Annotated in this window: 19 protein-coding genes; 14 read left to right on the plus strand and 5 right to left on the minus strand. The window is 74.1% G+C overall.

The window, feature by feature from the left end; all coding sequences use genetic code 11:
• Positions 1-50: 50 nt before the first annotated feature.
• Together AB0N29_RS13945 and AB0N29_RS13950 are read right to left on the minus strand one after the other, a co-directional pair.
• A complete protein-coding gene (locus AB0N29_RS13945) occupies positions 51-1,610 on the minus strand; it encodes a glycerol-3-phosphate dehydrogenase/oxidase (protein ID WP_364867552.1) in 1,560 nt (519 codons plus the stop codon).
• Positions 1,607-2,194: a helix-turn-helix domain-containing protein gene (locus AB0N29_RS13950; protein ID WP_364867555.1), complete on the minus strand. Its 588-nt coding sequence runs from the start codon at positions 2,192-2,194 to the stop codon at positions 1,607-1,609. The genes AB0N29_RS13945 and AB0N29_RS13950 overlap by 4 nt, the downstream gene beginning before the upstream one ends.
• A gap of 17 nt (positions 2,195-2,211) precedes the next feature.
• Here AB0N29_RS13950 and AB0N29_RS13955 point away from each other — a divergent pair, with 17 nt between their 5' ends.
• The gene (locus tag AB0N29_RS13955) at positions 2,212-3,831 is read left to right on the plus strand and encodes an FAD-binding oxidoreductase (RefSeq protein ID WP_364867558.1); all 1,620 of its coding nucleotides are present in this window, start codon (positions 2,212-2,214) and stop codon (positions 3,829-3,831) included.
• Positions 3,828-4,748, plus strand: a complete 921-nt coding sequence (locus AB0N29_RS13960) for a diacylglycerol kinase family protein (RefSeq protein ID WP_364867560.1) — start codon at positions 3,828-3,830, stop codon at positions 4,746-4,748. Before AB0N29_RS13955 ends, AB0N29_RS13960 begins: the two co-directional genes overlap by 4 nt.
• A 117-nt stretch (positions 4,749-4,865) precedes the next feature.
• Here the strand turns inward: AB0N29_RS13960 and AB0N29_RS13965 are convergent, their stop codons facing one another.
• Positions 4,866-5,549, minus strand: coding sequence for a pirin family protein (locus tag AB0N29_RS13965; RefSeq protein ID WP_302268693.1), 684 nt, complete (start codon positions 5,547-5,549; stop codon positions 4,866-4,868).
• 16 nt (positions 5,550-5,565) lie between these two features.
• On the opposite strand from AB0N29_RS13965, the gene AB0N29_RS13970 reads away from it, so the two are divergent.
• The 3 genes from AB0N29_RS13970 (at position 5,566) to AB0N29_RS13980 (ending at position 9,025) form a co-directional block, all read left to right on the plus strand.
• Positions 5,566-6,948: a GH1 family beta-glucosidase gene (locus AB0N29_RS13970; protein WP_364867563.1), complete on the plus strand. Its 1,383-nt coding sequence runs from the start codon at positions 5,566-5,568 to the stop codon at positions 6,946-6,948.
• 80 nt (positions 6,949-7,028) lie between these two features.
• Positions 7,029-8,108 carry a sulfotransferase family protein gene (locus AB0N29_RS13975; RefSeq protein WP_364867565.1) on the plus strand — a complete coding sequence of 360 codons (1,080 nt, stop codon included), beginning with the start codon at positions 7,029-7,031 and terminating at the stop codon, positions 8,106-8,108.
• Positions 8,105-9,025 carry a hypothetical protein gene (locus AB0N29_RS13980; protein ID WP_364867567.1) on the plus strand — a complete coding sequence of 307 codons (921 nt, stop codon included), beginning with the start codon at positions 8,105-8,107 and terminating at the stop codon, positions 9,023-9,025. Before AB0N29_RS13975 ends, AB0N29_RS13980 begins: the two co-directional genes overlap by 4 nt.
• 24 nt (positions 9,026-9,049) lie before the next feature.
• Here the strand turns inward: AB0N29_RS13980 and AB0N29_RS13985 are convergent, their stop codons facing one another.
• Positions 9,050-10,195: an aminotransferase class I/II-fold pyridoxal phosphate-dependent enzyme gene (locus AB0N29_RS13985; protein ID WP_364867569.1), complete on the minus strand. Its 1,146-nt coding sequence runs from the start codon at positions 10,193-10,195 to the stop codon at positions 9,050-9,052.
• Positions 10,196-10,240: 45 nt separating this feature from the next.
• On the opposite strand from AB0N29_RS13985, the gene AB0N29_RS13990 reads away from it, so the two are divergent.
• From AB0N29_RS13990 to AB0N29_RS14030, 9 genes are all read left to right on the plus strand, one after another.
• Complete coding sequence (locus AB0N29_RS13990) at positions 10,241-11,155, plus strand: ABC transporter substrate-binding protein (protein WP_364867571.1); 915 nt, start codon at positions 10,241-10,243, stop codon at positions 11,153-11,155.
• Complete coding sequence (locus AB0N29_RS13995; protein ID WP_364867574.1) at positions 11,148-12,032, plus strand: amino acid ABC transporter permease; 885 nt, start codon at positions 11,148-11,150, stop codon at positions 12,030-12,032. The genes AB0N29_RS13990 and AB0N29_RS13995 overlap by 8 nt, the downstream gene beginning before the upstream one ends.
• Positions 12,029-12,781, plus strand: a complete 753-nt coding sequence (locus AB0N29_RS14000; RefSeq protein WP_302268686.1) for an amino acid ABC transporter ATP-binding protein — start codon at positions 12,029-12,031, stop codon at positions 12,779-12,781. Before AB0N29_RS13995 ends, AB0N29_RS14000 begins: the two co-directional genes overlap by 4 nt.
• Positions 12,782-12,953: 172 nt before the next feature.
• Complete coding sequence (locus tag AB0N29_RS14005; protein WP_364867576.1) at positions 12,954-14,126, plus strand: CaiB/BaiF CoA-transferase family protein; 1,173 nt, start codon at positions 12,954-12,956, stop codon at positions 14,124-14,126.
• A complete protein-coding gene (locus AB0N29_RS14010) occupies positions 14,069-14,872 on the plus strand; it encodes a glutamine amidotransferase (RefSeq protein ID WP_364867578.1) in 804 nt (267 codons plus the stop codon). The genes AB0N29_RS14005 and AB0N29_RS14010 overlap by 58 nt, the downstream gene beginning before the upstream one ends.
• Before the next feature lie 48 nt (positions 14,873-14,920).
• Entirely contained in the window at positions 14,921-16,405 is a 1,485-nt protein-coding gene (locus AB0N29_RS14015) for an NAD(P)/FAD-dependent oxidoreductase (protein WP_364867580.1), read from the plus strand.
• A 78-nt stretch (positions 16,406-16,483) separates the two neighbouring features.
• Positions 16,484-16,678 (plus strand): CsbD family protein, encoded by a 195-nt coding sequence (locus tag AB0N29_RS14020; RefSeq protein ID WP_302268681.1) that lies wholly within the window; start codon positions 16,484-16,486, stop codon positions 16,676-16,678.
• 208 nt (positions 16,679-16,886) lie between these two features.
• On the plus strand, positions 16,887-18,407 hold the full coding sequence (locus AB0N29_RS14025; RefSeq protein WP_364867583.1) for a DEAD/DEAH box helicase: 1,521 nt from the start codon (positions 16,887-16,889) through the stop codon (positions 18,405-18,407).
• A 51-nt stretch (positions 18,408-18,458) separates the two neighbouring features.
• Complete coding sequence (locus AB0N29_RS14030) at positions 18,459-19,154, plus strand: CPBP family intramembrane glutamic endopeptidase (protein ID WP_302268678.1); 696 nt, start codon at positions 18,459-18,461, stop codon at positions 19,152-19,154.
• 70 nt (positions 19,155-19,224) lie between these two features.
• Here AB0N29_RS14030 and AB0N29_RS14035 read toward each other — a convergent pair whose 3' ends face one another.
• Entirely contained in the window at positions 19,225-20,124 is a 900-nt protein-coding gene (locus AB0N29_RS14035; protein WP_364867586.1) for an NAD(P)H-binding protein, read from the minus strand.
• Positions 20,125-20,141: the final 17 nt, after the last annotated feature.

Consider the following 20,141-nt stretch of genomic DNA (forward strand, 5'->3'; position numbering starts at 1 on the left):
CCACCTCGGTCAGTCTGCTCTGCACCACCGACCCGCGTCGAGGGAGAAAGTCATCGGTTCCCGGGCGCGGCGCCGGCGACCAGCGCCAGCGCCCGGCGCGCGGCCGGCTCGGCGAGCGCCCGGTCGGCGGGGACCAGGCCGACGCGGGTACGCCGGTCCAGCAGGTCGGCGACGTCGTGCGCGCCCTCGTGGGTCACCCCGAAGACCAGCTCGGCCAGCGTCACCGCGACGCCCTCGGCCACCGGGGCCAGCAGCTCGTCCTCGGCCAGGCCGGTCACCTCGACGGCGTCCGCCAGGACCAGGGCGGCGTCGGTGCCGTAGCGCCGCACCAGCCGCTCTGGCTGCTCGAGCGCGGCCAGCCGGTCGCGCGGAGCGGCCCCGAGCAGTGGCAGGGCGCGGGTGCGGCACGGGCCGGCCGCGAGACCGGCGGCGGGTGGCGTGGCCAGGGCGGCGTCGACCGCGTCCTGCGCCATCCGGCGGTACGTCGTGAGCTTGCCGCCGACCACGGTCACCACCCCGGAGCGACCGACCAGGACGGCGTGCTTGCGCGAGAGGTCCGCGGTGGAGCCGCCGGCACCCGACTCCAGCAACGGGCGCAGCCCGGCGAAGGCGCCGACCACGTCGGAGCGGTGCAGCTGGCGGGCGAAGCAGGCGGAGACCACGTCGAGCAGGAAGCCGATCTCCGGCTCGGTCGCCTCGGGCACGTCCGGCACGGGCCCGTCGACCGGCTCGTCGGTGAGCCCGACGTACACCGTGCCGTCGGGCTGGGGCAGGACCAGCACGAACCGGTTGGTTCCCCCGGGCACCGGCGCGAAGACCGACACCTGCAGGCCGGGCAGCGCGTCGGCGCGGAGCACCAGGTGCGTGCCGCGGCTCGGGCGCAGGACGACGTCGTCGTCGAGCTCGCCGGCCCACACGCCCGCGGCGTTCACGACCGCCCGGGCGGTGACCGTGGTGGTGGCACCGGTCAGCTCGTCGCGCAGCCGCACCTCGGTGCCCGTGGCGCCCAGCACCCGGGCGCGGGTGCGCACGACCGCGCCGTGCGCCGCGGCGGTGCGGGCCACGGTCGTCACGAGCCGGGCGTCGTCGACCAGCTGCCCGTCCCAGCTCAGCATCCCCCCGCGCAGCCCCGCCGGGCGCAGCGGCGGCGCCAGCGCGAGCGTCTCGGTGGCCGAGAGCCGGCGCGGGCGGGGGAGGGTCTCGACGGCGGTGCGGGCGCCGCGGCGCAGGGCGTCGCCGGCGCGGAGGCCGACGGAGGTGAGCGCGGCCTGGGCCCGGGTGACGCTGCTGGTCAGCGGCACCACCACCGGCATCGGCCGGGTCAGGTGGGGCGCGGTCACCTCCATCAGGACGCCGCGCTCGACGGCGCTCTCGTGGGCGACGCCGACCTGGCCCTTCGCGAGGTAGCGCAGGCCGCCGTGGACCAGCTTCGAGCTCCACCGCGAGGTGCCGTACGCCAGGTCGTGGGCGTCGACGGCCAGCACGCTCAGGCCACGGGTGACCGCGTCGAGCGCGACGCCGGCGCCGGTGATGCCCAGCCCGACGACGACCAGGTCGACGTCGGTCGGCGCCCCGGCGAGGCCCGGCGTGATCCGCTCGGGGGACCTCACGGCTGCAGCGTCCGGGTGAGCACGGTGCGCATCTCCTGCTCGAGCGCCTCCTCGGAGACGGCGTCGTCGACCATGGTGTGCGCGGACATCACGAAGCCGTGGGCGGAGAGCACCAGCCCGCGGGCCATCGCGGCCGGGTCGCCGGCCCGCACGTCGCCGGAGGCCTGCGCCTCCCGGAGCGCCTGCTCGACGAGGTCGAGGATCAGCTGCTGGGAGCGCCCGCGGCGGTCGAGGAGGTAGGGCAGGACCAGCTCGGGGTCGAGCTCCACGATCCGCACGAACAGCTCGTTGCCGCGCAGGACCTTCACCGTGCGCACCAGCTTGTCCACGAGCCGCTCGACCACCGGCCGGCCCGGGGCGTCCTCGGCCTCGGCCGCGACGACCACCTCGGTCCACTCGCGGGTCATCAGGTCGGCGAGCAGCTGCCGCATGTCCGACCAGGTCCGGTAGATCGTCATCCGCGAGACGCCGGCCCGGCGCGCGACCTCGGTGAGCGTCGTACGCCGCCAGCCGAGGTCGAGGATGCAGGCCCGCGCCGCGTCGAGGTAGCCGTCTCGCGGGTCGTTGTGACGAAGTGACGTCATGTGTCACAGTGTAACGCATGACGCCTCCCCCGCTCCCGGTCGCGCTGACCGCCGCCGTCGGCGAGATGCACCCCAGCCGCTGGGGCGACCCGGCCCGCGCCGCCGCCCTGCCGGACTCGGCCCGCGGCCTGGTCGAGGCGGTCTTCGGCCTCGACGAGCGTCCGGCGGCCGCCGACGTGGTCGTGCCGCCGTCCGGGCTGGCCGCCGAGGTGCTCGACGCGCTGCGGGGTGCCGTCGGCGCCGACCACGTGCTGCTCGACGACGCGACCCGGCGGCTCCGCACGCGGGGGAAGTCGACCCCCGACCTGCTCCGGCAGCGGGCCGGCGACCTCGGCGACGCGCCCGACGTCGTCGTCCGGCCGGGCGACCACGAGCAGGTCGCGGCGGTCCTCGCGGTGGCCGTGGCGCACCACCTGGCGGTCGTGCCGTTCGGTGGCGGGACGTCGGTGACCGGCGGCCTGGCCGCGCGGCGGGAGGGGTACGCCGGGGTCGTGTCCCTCGACCTGGTCCGGATGAAGCGGCTGCTCGCCGTCGACCACACCTCGATGACCGCGACCCTCGAGCCCGGGCTGCGCGGCCCGGAGGCCGAGGCGCTCCTCGCGGCCGAGGGCCTGGTGCTCGGCCACTACCCGCAGTCCTTCGAGCACGCGACGATCGGCGGCTTCGCCGCGACCCGGTCCAGCGGGCAGTCCAGTGCCGGGTACGGCCGGTTCGACGCGCTCGTGGTGGGCCTCCGCGTCGCCACGCCCCGGGGCGAGCTGCGGCTCGGCAGTGCCCCCGCGAGCGCCGCAGGCCCGGACCTGCGCCAGCTGCTGCTGGGCTCGGAGGGCGCCTTCGGCGTCATCACCGAGGTGACCGTCCGGGTGCGCCGACTGCCGGCGGAGAAGGTGTACGAGGGCTGGCGGTGGACCTCCTTCGAGGAGGGCGCGACCGCGATGCGCACGCTGGCCCAGGCAGGGCTCCTGCCGACGGTGCTGCGGCTCTCCGACGAGCACGAGACCGCGATCAACCTCGCGCGTCCCGACCACATCGGCGGCCCCGACGCGGGCGGCTGCCTGATGGTCGTGGGCCACGAGGGGGAGCCGGCGCAGGTCGCGGCGCGCCGCGGCGCGGTCGCCGCCGTGCTGGCCGGCCTCGGCGGCACCCCGCTGGGCGAGGAGCCGGGCCGGGCCTGGGCGCACGGCCGCTTCGACGCGCCGTACCTGCGCGACTCGATGCTCGACGTCGGCGTCCTCGTCGAGACGCTGGAGACCGCGACGTTCTGGTCGAGGGTGCCCGAGCTGTACGACGCGGTCCGCGCCGCCCTGACCGGGGTGCTCGCCGGCGAGGACGGTGCGAGCCCGGTGCTCGTGCTGTGCCACATCAGCCACGTCTACGAGACCGGCTGCTCGCTCTACTTCACCGTCGCCGCCGCGGGCGGGGACCGGCCGCTGGAGCGGTGGCTGGCGGCCAAGGCCGCCGCCGGCCAGGCGATCACGGCCGTCGGGGCGACGATCACCCACCACCACGCGGTCGGCACCGACCACCGGGACCGGCTCCCCGCGGAGATCGGCGAGCTCGGCGTCTCGGTCCTCCGTGCGGTCAAGGCCGACCTCGACCCGACCGGGATCCTCAACCCCGGGGTGCTGGTCCCGTGACCCGCTCCTTCACGTTCCTGGTCAACCCCGCCTCGGGCGGCGGCGCCGCGCCGGAGGCGGTCGTGCCGGTCGCCCGGCTGCTGCGGGACGCGGGCGCGACGGTCGACGTGACGTACTCACCCGGCCCTCGCGCCGTCCCCGCCCTCGTCGCCGCGGCGGTGGCCCGCGGCGACGTGGTCGTCTCGGTCGGCGGCGACGGGATGCTCTCCTCGCTGGCCGGCGAGGTCTCGGCGGTGGGCGGGACCCTGGCGGTGCTGCCGGCCGGCCGCGGCAACGACTTCGCCCGGATGCTCGGCCTGCCCTCCTCGCCCGAGGAGCTGGCGTCGCTGCTGCTCACCGGCGAGCCGCGCCGCGTCGACCTGCTGTGCGCGTCGTCCCGCGGCGCGGCGCCGCGCGAGGTCGCCGGCTCGGTCTACTGCGGGGTCGACGCCCGCGCCGCCGAGCTCGTCGACGGTGCGCACCGGCTGCCGCGGAGGCTGCAGTACCCCTACGCCGCGGTCCGTGCCCTGCTCACCTACGCGCCCGCGCGCTACCGGCTGCGCGTCGACGAGGAGGAGCGCGAGGTCGAGGCCGCGACCGTCGTCGTCGCGAACTCCGCCTACTACGGCAAGGGCATGAAGATCGCCCCCGCCGCCACGGTCGCCGACGGCCTGGTCGACGTCGTGGTCATCGAGGCCGCCTCCAAGGCCGCGCTGGTCCGCGCGCTGCCGAAGGTGTACGACGGCGGGCACGTCGACCTCGACGAGGTCACCGTGCTGTCCGGGCGGCGGGTCGAGCTGCGGGCCGACCCCTCGCGGGCCGGCGGCCGGCCGGTCCCCGTCGGCGGCGACGGCGAGCCGCTCGGCGTGCTGCCCGGCCTCGCCGACGCCCCGCTCGTCGTCGAGGTGCGCCCCGGCGCGCTCGCCGTCCTCCGCTGACGTCCTCGGGCGGGCCTGCTTCTCAGGGAGAACCGGCGCTTCTCAGGGGATGTTTCCCCTGGGATGCGCCGGATTCCCCGGGGGGCCGGGGATTCCGACACCCGCCCGCGCCCCGACTCACCCCGCGAACGTCCACACGAGCAGCTCGGTGGGGACGGCGGCGGTGACGGGGTGCTCGGGCTCGTCGGTGAAGAGGAAGGCGTCGCCGGCGGCAAGCGGCTCGGCGAGCGAGCTGCGGACCAGGGCGCCGCTGACGACGTAGGTGTGCACCTGGGCCGCGGCGGGGAGGGTGAGCGTCTCGAGGGCGTCGAGGCGCGCGAGGTGGAGGGTGGCGCCGGCCTGCGGCGCGAGGACCTCGACCAGACCGCCGCCGGGCACGGCGGTGGCCGGCACCGGCAGGACGTCGTACGTCGGCTCGTCGTCGGCGCGGTCGGGGTCGGCGGCGAGCCAGACCTGGACGAAGTGGGCCCGGCCGTCCTCGGTCGCGTGCTCGGCGTGCTCGACGCCCGAGCCGGACCTCAGCACCGCCACCTCGCCGGGCGCCAGCACCGCGTCGTGGCCGTGGGAGTCGGTGTGGTGCAGCCGCCCGTCGACGACCCAGGTGACGATGTCGAGGCCGCTGTGGCGGTGGGTGTCGAAGCCCTTGCCCGCGCCGAGGTGGTGTTCGTCGTGGCACACCATCGGGCCGAAGCGCAGCCGCTGGGCGTCGTAGTGCTCGCCGAACGAGAACGCGTGGTGGGTCACCATCCCCGGCGCCCGGCTCAGGAAACGTGCGGAACTGCGGCGGATCTCGGTCGTCACGTCCATGATTGTGCCCGTGGCCGCCCACCCCTCCGACCCCGCCGCCCGCGGCCTGCCCCAGCTGCCGCCGGGGTTCCGCTTCGGGACCAGCACCGCGGCGTACCAGGTCGAGGGCGCGGCCGCCGAGGACGGCCGCGGGCCGTCGGTGTGGGACACCTTCAGCCACACGCCCGGCCGGACCAAGGACGGCCACACCGGCGACGTCGCCTGCGACCACTACCACCGGTTCCACGAGGACGTCGCGCTGATGAAGGACCTCGGGGTGGGCGGCTACCGGCTCTCGCTGTCGTGGTCGCGGATCCAGCCGACCGGCCGCGGCACGCCGAACGCCCGGGGCCTCGACTTCTACGACCGGCTGCTCGACACCCTGCTCGCGGCGGACGTGCAGCCGATGGTCACGCTGTTCCACTGGGACCTGCCGCAGGCGCTCGAGGACGACGGCGGCTGGCTCAACCGGGCGACGATCGACCGGTTCGCGGAGTACGCCGCGATCGCCGGCGAGCGGTTCGGCGACCGGGTGGAGCACTGGGTGCCCGTCAACGAGCCGAACGTCGTGATGATGATGGGCTACGGCATCGGCATGCACGCCCCGGGCCGGACCCTGATGTTCGACTCGCTGCCCGTCGCCCACCACCTGCTCCTCGCCCACGGCCGGGCCGCGATCGCGCTGCGCGACTCCGTGCCGGCCGGGGTCACCGCCAGCGTGGGCTGCGCCAACAACCACGCCCCCATGTGGCCGGCCTCCGACGACGCCGCCGACGTGGGCGCCACCAAGCTCTTCGACGCGATGTGGAACGGGCTGTTCATCGAGCCGATGCTGCTCGGGCGCTACCCCGTCGACATCGCGCCGCTGCTCGAGGACGTGGTCGAGGACGGCGACCTGGCCACGATCCGCCAGCCGCTCGACTTCTACGGGGTCAACTACTACAACCCGATGAAGATCGGCGCCGCGGCCGAGGACGCCGAGCTGCCCTTCGCGTTCCGCGAGCTGCTGGGGCACCCGACGACCGACTTCGGCTGGCCGGTCGTCCCGGACGCCCTGCGCGAGTGGCTGATCATGTTCCGCGCCCGCTTCCGCAACGCGCTGCCGCCGCTCTACATCACCGAGAACGGCGCGGCGTACAACATGGGCCCGGACGCCGACGGCGTCGTCGACGACCAGCCGCGGATCGACTACATCGACGCCCACCTGCGCGCGGTGGCCACGGCCGTCCAGCGCGGGGTCGACGTCCGCGGGTACTACTGCTGGTCGCTGCTGGACAACTTCGAGTGGTCCGAGGGCTACTCCCAGCGCTTCGGCCTGGTCCACGTCGACTACGAGACGCAGGCGCGCACGCCCAAGCGCTCCTACCAGTGGTACGCCGACGTCATCGCCGCCCAGACCCGCTCGATCGGCTGAGACCGCACCTGCCGGTCGAGCGGCACCGGGCGACCGGCGGGTGGAAGGCGTGGCCTGGTGCATCTTCTAGGCTGAGCGCCATGTCGACGACCGCTGCCCCGCCGGCCCCTCCGGTCAAGCGGCGGGTGGTGTTCGTGGTCGGATCCGGCCGCAGCGGGACGAGCACGATGTCCGGCACGCTGCAGACCCTCGGCATGCACGTGCCGCAGCCGGAGGTGCAGGCCGACGAGACCAACCCCAAGGGCTTCGGCGAGCCGCAGTGGGTGGTCGACTTCCACCACGAGCTGCTGCAGCGCTGCAACGTCGCGGTCTCCGACGCCCGGCCCGCCGCCTGGTTCGAGGCCGGCAAGCTCGCGACGTTCGAGCCGCTGCGCGGGCGGCTGCACGACTGGCTGGAGCAGCAGTTCGTCGAGGGCGGCCCGGAGGTCGTCGTCAAGGACCCGCGACTGGCGTGGTTCATGGGCCTGTGGCGCAGCGCCGCCCTGCGCTGCGACGCGACACCGGCCTACGTCACGATGCTCCGCCCGCCGACGGAGGTGGTCGGCAGCAAGCAGAAGTACTACGCCGGCGGCCGCACCTCGACCACCTCGGGCGAGGTCAGCCGGACGGCCGCGTGGGTGAACATGATGCTGCACACCGAGCGCTCGACGCGGGGGAGCGCCCGGGCCTTCGTGCGCTACCACGACATGCTCACCGACTGGACGATCCCGGTCTTCGGCCTCGGCCAGCTCTTCGACCTCGACGCGGTGAAGTCGGCCTCGGCCAACGACATCCGCAAGGTCCACCAGTTCATCGACCCGAACCTGCGCCGCGTGCAGCTGACCTGGGACGACGTGCGCGTCCCGGCCCGGCTGCGGGAGGTCGCCGAGGAGTCCTGGCAGCAGCTGGACCGCCTGGCCGACCCCGACGGCGACACCCCCGAGGTCCACGACCGGCTCGACGAGCTGCGCACGGCGTACGCCGAGCTCTACGAGGAGGCGGAGGCGTTCAGCGAGTCCACCGCCCTGGCCGCCAAGCGCGAGGGCCAGCGCCAGCAGCCGGCGCCCGACCAGCTCGCACCCGGCCGCCGCGGTGCCGAGCGGATCCCCCACGGCGTCCGCGCGATGGTGCCCGCCGGTGCCCGCCGCGGCCTGCGCAAGGCGCTCGGCAAGCAGCGATGAGCGCGCCGGACATCGCCTGCCTCGAGGGCGACGCGACGTACGACGTGCGCTGGGCGTGGCAGGACGGGCCGCTCGACCCCGGGCTGACCTGCGTGTTCCGCGTGAAGAACGAGGCCCGCAACCTGCCCTGGGTCCTCCCCCCGATGCTGCGGGCGGTCCAGCGGGTGGTCCTGGTCGACAACCAGTCCGACGACGGCACCCCGGAGGTCGCCCGGCGGGTGGCCGAGGAGTGCGGCGCCGGCGACCGGATCACCGTCACGACCTACCCCTTCCGAGTCAGCCGCGCCGGCACCGAGCACCTCGCGACGCCGCCGCACTCGGTGCACTCGCTGACGCACTTCTACAACTGGTCCTTCTCCCACGTCCGCACCGGCTACTCGATGAAGTGGGACGGCGACATGGTGCTGACCGGCGAGGGCGAGGCGCTGCTGGCCGACCTGTCCTGGCAGCTGCACGGCTCGGGCGCGGTGGTCGCCGTGCCGCGCCACCCGCTGAGCATCGAGAGCAAGTCGGTGGCCTGGATCGACCTGGGGTTCCGCTTCCTGGAGCCGTGGGTCTACCCGATGGGGGAGCAGTTCACCTTCGTCAAGGCCTTCGAGTGGGAGGTGCGGGAGTTCCCGGAGACCTCCGAGCGGATCGTGCTGCCCGAGGGCCTGTGCGTGGAGCTGAAGTGGCTGGACCAGGACGAGTTCGCGCACTGGAGCAGCGCCGAGGACTTCGACTCCTCCCGTGCGCCGCGCAAGCGCCGCGAGTGGGAGGTCTACTCCGCGCTGCGCGAGGGCCGCGGGCACGAGGTGCCGGGGCTGCACCGGATCGAGGCGCCGCCGGGCGTCCACGTCGTCGACCACGTGACCCGCACCTGGCTGCCGCAGGCGGAGCGGCCGCTGGTCCGTCGCCGCGGCCGGCTCGACGTCTGACCCGCGACCGTCACGTCCGCGGGCTCAGCCCACCAGCGCCCGCGCCAGCCGCAGCACGGCCTCGCGGAGCCGCTCGGGCGACGTCGCGACGTTCAGCCGGACGTGGCCGGGCAGGCCGGGGTGGTAGTCCTGACCCGGCGCCACCCGCACCCGCCCCCGCTCGAGCGCGACCGCCGCGGGGTCGTCGTGGCCGTAGGCGCGCAGGTCCAGCCACGCCAGGTACGTCGCCTCCAGGGGCCGCATCCGTGCCTCGGGCAGGTGCTCGGCCAGCAGCTCGGCGAGCAGGGTGCGCTGGCCGTCCAGCCGGTCGAGGAGGGCGTCGAGCCACGCGTCGCCCTGCTCGTACGCCGCCACGGCGGCCACCTCGCCGAGCGGTGACCAGGAGTCGTTCTGGGCGATCGGCACGCCGGCCAGCCGCGCGGCCGTCGCCGGGTCGTCGGCCACGACCTGGGCGCACCGCAGCCCCGCCGTGTTGAACGCCTTGGACGCCGCCACGACCGCGACCGCGTGCTCGCCGGTGCCCTCGAGGGCGAGGTAGGGCACGTGCTCGGCTCCGGGGAGCACCAGCGGGGCGTGGATCTCGTCGCTGACCACCCGGCCGCCGTGCCGCGCCACCACGTCGCGGATCCCCTCGAGCTCGGCGCGCGTGTAGACCTGCCCGCACGGGTTGTGCGGCTGGGTCAGCAGTAGGGTCGAGGCCCCGTCGGCGAACATCCGGTCCAGCCGGTCGAGGTCGATGGTCACCCGCTCCGCGTCCGGCTCGACCGGCAGGTCCCACCGCTCGCGGCCGCACACCGCCGGCAGGTCCAGCTGCGGCGCGTACGCCGGCAGCGGCAGCACCACCGGTCCCGGCCCGCTCAGCACGTCGACCGCCAGCCGCACGCCCGCCGTCACGTCGACCGTCGGCAGCACCTGCGCCGGGTCCACCCGCCAGCCGAACCGCCGCTCGGCGAACCCGGCGTACGCCCGGCCCAGCGCGCCGCCGCCCGGCTCGAACGACGGGTAGCCGGTCACCCCGAGCGAGACCGCCTCGGCCAGGGCGTCGGCCACCGCCGGCGCGAGCGCGTAGTCCATCTCCGCCACCCACGCGGGGAGCACGTCCTCGGGCACCTGGCCCCACTTGTGGACGAGCGCGCGGCGGGCCTCGGTGTCGCTCAGGTCACGTATCACCCGGTCATTGAACACGGGACGAGTCGAGTCCCTACGATTCCACCCATGCGCTCGCGTCGTGCCGCCCTGGCCGCCCCCGTCCTGCTGACCGCGTTCGCCACCGGGCTGGTCTCCGCGTGCGCCCCGGTCGAGGACGACGAGCCGGACGCCTCGAGCGACTCGAGCAGCGCCTCCGCCGACACCAGCGCCAGCGCCGACGCCGACCCGGCCGCCTGCGTCGAGGGCGCCCCGCTGGTCGAGGACGGCCGGCTCACCATCGGCACCGACTCCCCGGCGTACGAGCCGTGGTTCGTCGACGACGACCCCACCAACGGCAAGGGGTTCGAGTCCGCGGTCGCCTACGCGGTCGCCGAGGAGCTCGGCTTCTCCGAGGACGAGGTCTCCTGGGTGACCGTGCCCTTCAACTCCTCCTACGCGCCGGGCAAGAAGACCTTCGACCTCGACATCAACCAGGTCTCGATCACCCCCCAGCGGGCCGAGGTCGTCGACTTCTCCGAGGGCTACTACCAGGCCGCGCAGGCCGTGATCACCCTCGAGGACTCCCCGCTCGCCGGCCTCGAGAGCGTCGAGGAGCTCGCCGACCACAAGCTCGGCGCCCAGACCGGCACCACCTCGCTGACCGCGATCCGCGACGTCATCCAGCCGGCCAGCGACCCGCTGGTCTTCGAGGACACCAACGCCGCCAAGCAGGCGCTCAAGAACGGCCAGGTCGAGGCGATCCTCGCCGACCTGCCGACCGCGTTCTACATCTCCGCCGTCGAGATCGAGGGCAGCACGATCGTCGGGCAGTTCCAGCCCGAGACCGGTGAGCAGGAGGAGTTCGGGATGCTCTTCGAGAAGGGCAACCCGCTGCGCGACTGCGTCGACGCCGCGCTCGCGAGCCTCCGCGAGGACGGCACGCTGGCCGAGATCGAGCAGGAGTGGCTCTCCGACGTGGTGAGCGTGCCGACGCTTGACTGACACCCCCACGGCCACGTCCACCCCCACCGGCGGGGGCTGGACGCCCAGCGACCGCGAGCTCGAGCGGCGAGCCGTGCGCCGCCGCCTCCGGCTGCGCTCGCTGAGCGTCGCCACGGGACTCGTGGTCCTGGTGCTCGTCGCGCTCGGCGTCGCCCTCACCAGCTCCCCGGGGTGGCCGAACGTCCGGGAGCTGTTCTTCTCCTGGGAGCACGCCAAGGCCGTCTTCCCCGACGTGCTGGACGGGTTCTGGCTCAACGTCCGGCTGTTCCTGGTCTGCGAGGTCGTGATCCTCGCCCTCGGCCTGCTGGTGGCGCTCGCACGGGTCGCCCGCTCGCCGTACCTCGCCCCGCTCCGCGTCCTGGCCGTCGTCTACACCGACCTGCTCCGCGGCGTGCCCACGCTGCTGCTCGTGCTGATGCTCGGCTTCGGCATTCCGGCGCTCGGGCTCCAGGGCGTGCCGATCAGCGGCACCTTCTGGGCCGGCGTCGCGCTGGTCCTCTCCTACAGCGCCTACGTCGCCGAGGTCTTCCGCGCCGGCATCGACTCCATCCACCCCTCGCAGGTCGCCTCCGCCGAGGCGCTCGGGCTGAGCCGCCCGCAGGCGCTGCGGTACGTCGTCGTGCCCCAGGCCGTCCGCCGGGTCGTCCCGCCGCTGCTCAACGACTTCGTCTCGCTGCAGAAGGACACCGCGCTGGTCTCGGCCGTCGCGGTCTTCGACGCGGTCTTCGCCGCGCGCGACTACGCGGCGTACAACTTCAACTACACGCCGTACGTCGTCGTCGCGGCGTTCTTCGTCGTGCTGACCGTCCCGCTGGCTCGGCTCACCGACTGGCTGCAGCGGCGCTGGCTGGCGCGGGAGCGGGCGGGGCAGCTGTGAGCGCTCCCTCCTCCCCGGCGCTGCTCGAGGTCCGTGGCCTGCGCAAGACCTACGGCGAGCGGCTGGTCCTCGACTCGGTCGACCTCGACGTCCGCGCCCACGACGTGGTCTGCCTGATCGGCTCCTCGGGGTCGGGCAAGTCGACGCTGCTGCGCTGCCTGGACCTGCTCGAGGACGTCGACGACGGCACCATCACCCTGTCCGGGCAGGAGATCAGCGACCCGCTGGTCGACCCGCGCGAGGTCCGCAAGCGGGTCGGGATGGTCTTCCAGGCCTACAACCTCTTCCCGCACCTCTCGGTCCTCGACAACTGCACGCTCTCCCCGCGGCGGGTCCACGGCGTCTCGAAGGCCGACGCGGAGAGCCGGGCGCTGGCGCTGCTGGACCAGTTCGGCCTCGCCGAGCACGCACGCAAGCACCCCGACCGGCTCTCCGGCGGCCAGCAGCAGCGGGTCGCCCTGGTGCGGGCGCTGTGCACCGGCCCCGAGCTGCTCCTCCTCGACGAGATCACCGCCGCCCTGGACCCCGAGCTGGTCGGCGAGGTGCTGACCATCGTCCGCGACCTCGCCGTCGCCGGCACCACGATGGTGCTGGCCACCCACGAGATGGCCTTCGCCCGCGAGGTCGCCACCAAGGTGTGCTTCCTGCACCAGGGCCGGATCCTCGAGCAGGGACCGCCCGACCAGCTCTTCACCGCCCCGCGCGAGGAGCGGACCCGCCAGTTCCTCGCCCGCGTCCTCCCGGCCTGACCGCCTTCACCCCCGTCGACCGCCCGTCGACCGACTACCCGAAGTCCCGGCCCGGTGCCGTCCGACCAGCTCGGCGTGGCGCACCACCCACTTGTGGTCGTCCGTCGTCGTGGGCGCGCGCCGGCGAGACGACCCTCGCGACCGTGACAGTGGTTCTGTCATGATCCGGCCCATGAGTGAGACGAGCACGGGCATCGAGCTGGGCCGGGGGACCGGGCCGCTCCGGGGCGTCAAGGTCGTGGAGATCGCCGGGATCGGGCCCGGCCCGCACGCGTGCATGCTGCTGGCCGACCTCGGGGCCGACGTCATCCGCGTGGAGCGGCCGGGCGGCCAGGCGCTCGCCGGCGGCGCGCACAACCTGCTCAACCGCGGCCGCCCCAGCGTCGCGCTCGACCTGAAGAACCCCGAGGCCGTGCAGACCGTGCTCGAGCTGGTCCGCGGTGCCGACGTGCTCGTCGAGGGCATGCGCCCCGGCGTGATGGAGCGGCTCGGGCTGGGCCCGGAGGACTGTGCCGCGGTCAACGAGCGGCTGGTCTACGGCCGGATGACCGGCTGGGGCCAGGACGGGCCGCTGGCCCAGGCCGCCGGGCACGACATGAACTACATCGCGATCACCGGCACCCTCTTCGGCCTCGGCCAGGACAAGTCCAAGCCGCACTTCCCGAGCAACCTCGTCGGCGACTTCGGCGGTGGGTCGACGTACCTCGTGATCGGGATCCTCGCCGCGCTGCTCGAGGCGAAGGTCAGCGGGAAGGGCCAGACCGTCGACGCCGCCATCGTCGACGGCACCGCCAGCCTCAACGCGATGACCGCCGCGTTCATCGCCGGCGGCCAGTTCCGCGAGGAGCGGGCGGTCAACCTGCTCGACGGCGGCGCGCCGTTCTACGACGTCTACGAGACCTCCGACGGCCGGCACATGTCGGTGGGGTCCCTGGAGCCGCAGTTCTTCGCGCGGCTCGTCCAGTTGCTCGGCGTCGAGGACACCTGCCCCGGCCAGTTCGAGATGGACCGGTGGGAGGAGATGCGCGCGCTCTTCACCGAGACCTTCCGGGGTCGGACGCAGGCGGAGTGGGTCGAGGTGTTCGAGGGCACTGATGCCTGCGTGGCCGGCATCATCCCCATCAGCGAGGCGGCGGAGCACCCGCACATGAAGGCGCGCGGCGTCTTCGTGACCCGCGACGACCTGCTCCAGCCCGTCCCGGCCCCCCGCTTCAGCCGGACCGGGGCGACGCTGGGCACCCCGCCGTCGCGCGAGGCCGGCGAGCACACGCGCGCCGCGCTGACCGCGTGGGGCGTGCCGGACGTCGACGGGCTGATCGAGCGCGGAGTGGCGGTGCAGGTCTGACCAGGCCGTTCCTCTTCCTCGGGACCCGTGCGGAGGACGCCGCCGCGGACGGGGAGTACGACGCCGTCCTCCTCGCCACCGGCCTCGACGAGCGCGACGTACGCCGCGTGCGGCTCGAGCAGCAGCCGCTGGAGGAGGCCCTCGGCGGACCGGTCGACCTCGACGACTGGTCCGGCGTCGTGCTGGGCGGCGGACCGTTCAACGTCAGCGACCCGCCGGACCAGAAGTTGCCCGTCCAGCACCGCGTCGAAGCCGAGCTGCAGGACCTGTCCACGCGGGCGGTCGCGGCGGACCACCCGTTCCTGGGCTGCTGCTACGGCATCGGCACGCTGGGCGTGCTGCGCGGCGGCGTGGTCGACCGGACCTACGGCGAGCCGATCGGCGCCGTCGAGGTCACGCTGACCGATGCGGGCCGCACGGACCCGCTGACCGGCGGGCTGCCCGAGCGGTTCGCGGCGTACCTCGGCCACAAGGAGGCCGTCTCCCGCCTGCCCGACGGCGCCGTGCTGCTGGCCTCCTCGGCCACCTGCCCGGTGCAGGCGTTCCGGATCGGGCGCAACGTCTACGCCACGCAGTTCCACCCCGAGCTGGACGTCGAGGGGCTGTGCCTGCGCATCGACGTCTACGAGCACCACGGCTACTTCGAGCCCGGCGGGGCCGAGGCGCTCAAGGCGCTGGCCCGCGCGGCGAGCGTCACCGAGCCGTCCCGGCTGCTCGCCCGCTTCGTCGAGCGGTACGCACGGTGAGCGGCGTCACGCTCGACTCCTTGTTGAACATCCGTCAATAATGGGCGGGTGAGCACCCCCCAGCACGCACCCGAGCCCACCACCGAGCACGCTCCCGCGCCCGAGCACGTGGACGTCCTCGTGATCGGCGCCGGCCTCTCCGGCATCGGCGCGGCCTGCCGGCTGCGCGAGGAGCACCCCGGACGCAGCCTCGCGGTGCTCGAGATGCGCGAGGTGAGCGGCGGGACGTGGGACCTCTTCCGCTACCCCGGCATCCGGTCGGACTCCGACATGTTCACCTTCGGCTACCGGTGGCGGCCCTGGCCGAGCGACACCGCGCTCGCCGACGGCCAGCTGATCCTCGACTACCTGCGCACGGTCGCCGAGGAGCACGGCGTGGACCGGCTGATCCGCTACCGGCACAAGGTGCTGGGCGCCTCGTGGGACTCCGACACCTCGCGGTGGACCGTGCGCGTCTCCACGCCCGAGGGCGAGAAGGCGCTCACCACCGACCTGCTGTGGAGCTGCGCGGGCTACTACGACTACGAGTCCGGCCACTCCCCGGTCTTCCCCGGCCAGGACGACTTCGCCGGCCGCCTCGTCCACCCCCAGCAGTGGCCCGAGGACCTCGACACCACCGGCAAGAAGGTCGTCGTCATCGGCAGCGGCGCCACCGCGGTCACGCTGGTCCCCGCGCTCGCGGGCACCGCCGAGCACGTCACGATGCTGCAGCGCTCGCCCACCTACATCCTGTCCCGGCCCGGCCGCGACCCGTGGGCCAAGGCGCTGGCCAAGCTCCCGGCCAAGGTCAGCTACCCGATCGTGCGGTGGAAGAACATCCTGCTCGCCATCGGCACCTACAAGCTCGCCAAGAGCCGGCCGCGGGTGGTCAAGGGCGTCGTGCGCGCCGGCGTACGTCGCCAGCTGCCCGAGCACGTCGACGTCGACACCCACTTCAAGCCGTCGTACGACCCGTGGGACCAGCGGCTGTGCTTCGTGCCCGACGGCGACCTGTTCAAGGTGCTGCGCAGCGGCGACGCCTCGATCGTGACCGCGGCGATCGACACCTTCACCGAGAAGGGGATCCGGCTGACCGACGGCAGCGAGCTCGAGGCCGACGTGGTCGTCAGCGCCACCGGCCTGAGGCTGCTGCCCTTCGGCGGCATCCCGCTCGAGGTGGACGGCAAGCCGGTCGAGCTGTCGGAGACCATGTCGTACAAGGCGCTCATGCTCAGCGGCATCCCGAACTTCATCTACACGATCGGCTACACCAACGCCTCGTGGACGCTGAAGGCCGACCTGGTCGCCGACTACGTCTGCCGGATGCTGCGCCACCTCGACGCGACCGGCAAGCGGTCCTTCGTGGCCGACCGGGACCCCTCGGTCGACGAGCGGCCGTTCCTGGACTTCTCCTCCGGCTACGTCCAGCGGGCGCTCGACGGGCTGCCTCGCCAGGGCGACCGGGCGCCGTGGAAGCTCGACCAGAACTACCTGACCGACGTCCGCACCATCCACCGCGACGCCATCGACGACGGGGTGCTGACCTTCCGCTGAGCCGCCCGGGGGTTTCCGGGTCCGGCGCGGCGGTCACCGGTACGGCGTACCCGACCGCACGACCACAGGAGGTCAGACATGGGACTGGGCGACAAGCTGAGCAACAAGGCCGAGGAGCTCGGCGGCAAGGGCAAGGAGTCCGCCGGCGAGGCGACCGGGGACGACCAGCTCAAGGCGGAGGGCAAGGCCGACCAGTCGTCGGCCAACCTCAAGAACGCCGGCGAGAAGGTCAAGGACGCCGCGGGCGACGTCAAGGACGGCCTCACCAAGTAGCAGCATTCCCGCTCCGGCGGGAGAGACATGTCACCCCTCGACGATGGGGTGTTGTGCGGGTCGCATCCCTACAGTGGGGGTGCGGCCCGTTCCAGTTTCGCCCCGGAGCCGTTCTTGATGCGTCGAGCACCTCCCTGGTCACCAGGGCAGCAGCTCCGCGCCGTCCCATGGCGAGACACCCGCCATCGGACGGATCTGTCACACCTTCATGCCTTCGAACACCAGCACCACCCCCACCACCGGCTTCACCTCCCTCGGCGTCCCTGCCGACCTCGCCGCGGTCCTCGCGCAGCGCGGCATCCTCGAGCCCACGCCGATCCAGGCCAAGACGCTCCCGGACTCCCTCGCGGGCCGCGACGTCCTGGGCCGTGGCCGCACCGGCTCCGGCAAGACCTACGCCTTCCTCCTCCCGCTCGTCGCCCGCCTGGCCGCCTCCGGCCGCCCGGCCGCCGCACGCAAGCCCCGCGCGCTCGTCCTGGCCCCGACCCGTGAGCTGGTCGGGCAGATCGAGGAGGCGCTCAAGCCGCTCGCCGACGCCTTCGGCCTCACCACGCTGACGGTCTTCGGCGGCGTGGGCCAGAACCCGCAGGTCCGTGGCCTGCGCGCGGGCGTCGACATCCTGCTGGCCTGCCCCGGCCGCCTCGAGGACCTCATCGGCCAGGGCCACTGCGACCTCGGCTCGGTCGAGGTGACGGTGCTCGACGAGGCCGACCACATGGCCGACCTCGGCTTCCTGCCCTCGGTGCGCCGCCTGCTCGACGCGACCCCGGCACGCGGCCAGCGCCTGCTGTTCTCGGCCACGCTCGACAAGGCCATCGACGTCCTGGTCAAGCGCTTCCTGCACGAGCCGGTCGTCCACCAGGCCGACTCGGCCCAGTCACCGGTCAGCGCGATGGACCACCACGTCCTGCACCTCTCCCGCGAGCACCGCGTCCCGGTGCTGGTCGACCTGGCGAGCGCGCCCGGTCGCACGGTGGTCTTCACCCGCACCAAGCACGGCGCCAAGGCGCTGACCCGCCAGCTCAACAAGTCCGGCGTGCCGACCGTCGAGCTGCACGGCAACCTCAGCCAGAACGCCCGCACCCGCAACATGGAGGCCTTCCACTCCGGCAAGGCCAGCACGCTGGTCGCCACCGACATCGCGGCCCGCGGCATCCACGTCGACGACGTCGCGCTGGTCGTGCACGCCGACCCGCCGGCCGAGCACAAGGCCTACCTGCACCGCTCGGGCCGCACCGCCCGGGCCGGCGCCGCCGGCACCGTCGTCACCCTGATGACCGACGAGCAGGTGCGCGACGTCCGCGACCTGACCCGTGCGGCCGGCATCAAGCCGACCATCACCCGCCTCGCGGGCACCGACCACCCGGTCCTCACCCAGCTCGCCCCCGGCGAGCGGCAGGTCGTCCCCGGCGGCCTCGTCGTCGAGGCGCCCGTCGAGCAGGGCCGCGCCGGCGGCCAGGCCGGCGGCACCGGCGGCGGGCGCTCCGGCTCCGGCCGGCGCTCCTCGCGCGGTGGCCGCGGTCGCTCCGGCGGCCAGGGCGGCTCCGCCTCGGGCGGCTCGCGCGGCGGGTCCGGTGCGGGCAGCTCAGCCAAGGCCGGCGCGCCCTCCTCGGCCGGCGCCAAGGGCGGCTCCGGCGGCCGGGGGCGGCGTACCGGCGGTGCGGCGTCCGGCGGCTCGACCGGTGGCAGCCGGCACAGCGCGGCGTCGTTCAGCACCGGGCGCCGCTGACCTCGTGGCACGAGCCGGGCGGGGCAACGGGGCGTCCGTAAGGTCGTTGACGTGAGCCCCGTCCGAGCCTGGTTCCAGCGAGCGCTGTGGGACGTCGTCCCGCGCGACCACCGCCAGACCGCCGCCGCCCTGCGGCGGCGGCAGGTGGTGACGATGGCGGTCGTGGTGGTGGGCGCGGTCGTGCTCGGCCTCTCGCTGCGGATCGATCCCGGCAGCGGCTGGTTCTACGTCTCGACCGCGGCCCTCGCCGGCGTCTGGACGGTCGGCGCCTTCGCCTCCGGGCCGCTCCACCTCGGCCGCATCGCCTGGCGCGACGGGCTGACCCGGCCGGTCGTCACGCCGGTCCTGCTCGGCGCCGCGATCGTCGGGGTCTTCGTGCTCGGCGGCCTGGTGATCCGGGAGATCCCCTACCTCCAGGGACAGGTCAGCTCGGTCCTCGACTACGCCGACCAGGGCTCGCTACCGCTGCTCGTCCTGATCACCGCGGTCAACGGGATCGCCGAGGAGCTGTTCTTCCGCGGGGCGGCGTACGCCGCGATCCCGCGCCGGCCGGTGCTGTGGACGACCGTCGCGTACGTCGTCGCCACCGCCGCGACCGGCAACCCGATGCTCGCCTTCGCCGCCATCCTGCTCGGCGTGATCGTCGGGCTCGAGCGGCGTGCCTCCGGCGGCATCCTCGCCCCGATCCTCACCCACTGCACCTGGTCGCTCTCGATGCTGCTCGTCCTTCCGCCGGTCATCGGCTGAGGGCGGGGCGGCCGGCGGGCGACAGGTTCAGCGGCCAGCCGCTGAAGCTTCCAGCGGCGCGGCAGGGGCCTCAGCCCGCCGCGGACTCCCGGTCCTCGGCGAGCGCCGCCTCGACGGCCTCGGCGTAGGTGAGCGGCTCGCCGGGGACGAGGTCGCGGATCGAGTCGTCGGTGACGATGACCTCGTTGCCCATCGACTCGATCAGGTTCGCCGCGGTGGTGGCGTCCACGCCGGTGACCAGCTTGATCCAGTACTGCGACAGGATCGGGGTGCCCAGCGGCACGTGGATGATCGGCAGCCGCCGCCCGTGCATCACCGCGCCGGCCTGGGCCAGCATGTCGGCGTACGTCAGCTGGTCGGCGCCGCCGATCTCGAAGACCCGGTCGTGCGCCTCCGGCACGTCGACGACGCCGGCGAGGTAACGGACCACGTCCGCGATCGCGATCGGCTGGGTCCGGGTGCCGGCCCAGCGGGGGACGATCATCGCCGGCAGGTTCTTGACCAGCCGGCGCGTCATCTCCCACGAGATGCCGCCGGAGCCGACGACGATCGCGGCACGCAGCACGGTGACCGGCACGCCGGACTCGCCGAGCAGCCGCTCGACCTCGCGTCGCGAGCGCAGGTGGGCGGAGAGGTCCTCCTCGTCCGAGCCGAGCCCGCCGAGGTAGACGATCTGGTGCACGCCGCTCGCGGCGGCCGCCAGGCCGAAGCCCTTCGCCGCCGCGGCGTCCTTGCGCTCGAAGTCGTCGTCGTCGAGGGAGTGCACGAGGTAGACCGCGACGTCGACGTCCTCGAGCGCCTCGGCCAGCGAGCCGGGGTCGTGGACGTCGCCGAAGACCGCCTTGCCCGGGCCGTCGTAGGTGTCGGGATGGCGGGTCATCGCCTTGACCGTGTGCCCGCGCTCGACGAGCTCGGGGACGAGCCGGGCGCCGACGAAGCCGGTCGCGCCCGTGACCAGGACGGTGCTCATGGGACCACCCTAGGGAC

It is taken from the genome of Nocardioides sp. NPDC092400 (assembly GCF_040684155.1).
Lineage (GTDB): Bacteria > Actinomycetota > Actinomycetes > Propionibacteriales > Nocardioidaceae > Nocardioides.

Bases quoted from the DNA above. Each gene is read 5' to 3' on its own strand.
- AB0N29_RS13950 (WP_364867555.1), bottom strand. From the start codon at position 2,194: ATGACGTCACTTCGTCACAACGACCCGCGAGACGGCTACCTCGACGCG.
- AB0N29_RS13990 (WP_364867571.1), top strand. From the start codon at position 10,241: ATGCGCTCGCGTCGTGCCGCCCTGGCCGCCCCCGTCCTGCTGACCGCG.
- AB0N29_RS13975 (WP_364867565.1), top strand. From the start codon at position 7,029: ATGTCGACGACCGCTGCCCCGCCGGCCCCTCCGGTCAAGCGGCGGGTG.
- AB0N29_RS14005 (WP_364867576.1), top strand. From the start codon at position 12,954: ATGAGTGAGACGAGCACGGGCATCGAGCTGGGCCGGGGGACCGGGCCG.
- AB0N29_RS13980 (WP_364867567.1), top strand. From the start codon at position 8,105: ATGAGCGCGCCGGACATCGCCTGCCTCGAGGGCGACGCGACGTACGAC.
- AB0N29_RS14025 (WP_364867583.1), top strand. From the start codon at position 16,887: ATGCCTTCGAACACCAGCACCACCCCCACCACCGGCTTCACCTCCCTC.
- AB0N29_RS14035 (WP_364867586.1), bottom strand. From the start codon at position 20,124: ATGAGCACCGTCCTGGTCACGGGCGCGACCGGCTTCGTCGGCGCCCGG.
- AB0N29_RS13955 (WP_364867558.1), top strand. From the start codon at position 2,212: ATGACGCCTCCCCCGCTCCCGGTCGCGCTGACCGCCGCCGTCGGCGAG.
- AB0N29_RS14020 (WP_302268681.1), top strand. From the start codon at position 16,484: ATGGGACTGGGCGACAAGCTGAGCAACAAGGCCGAGGAGCTCGGCGGC.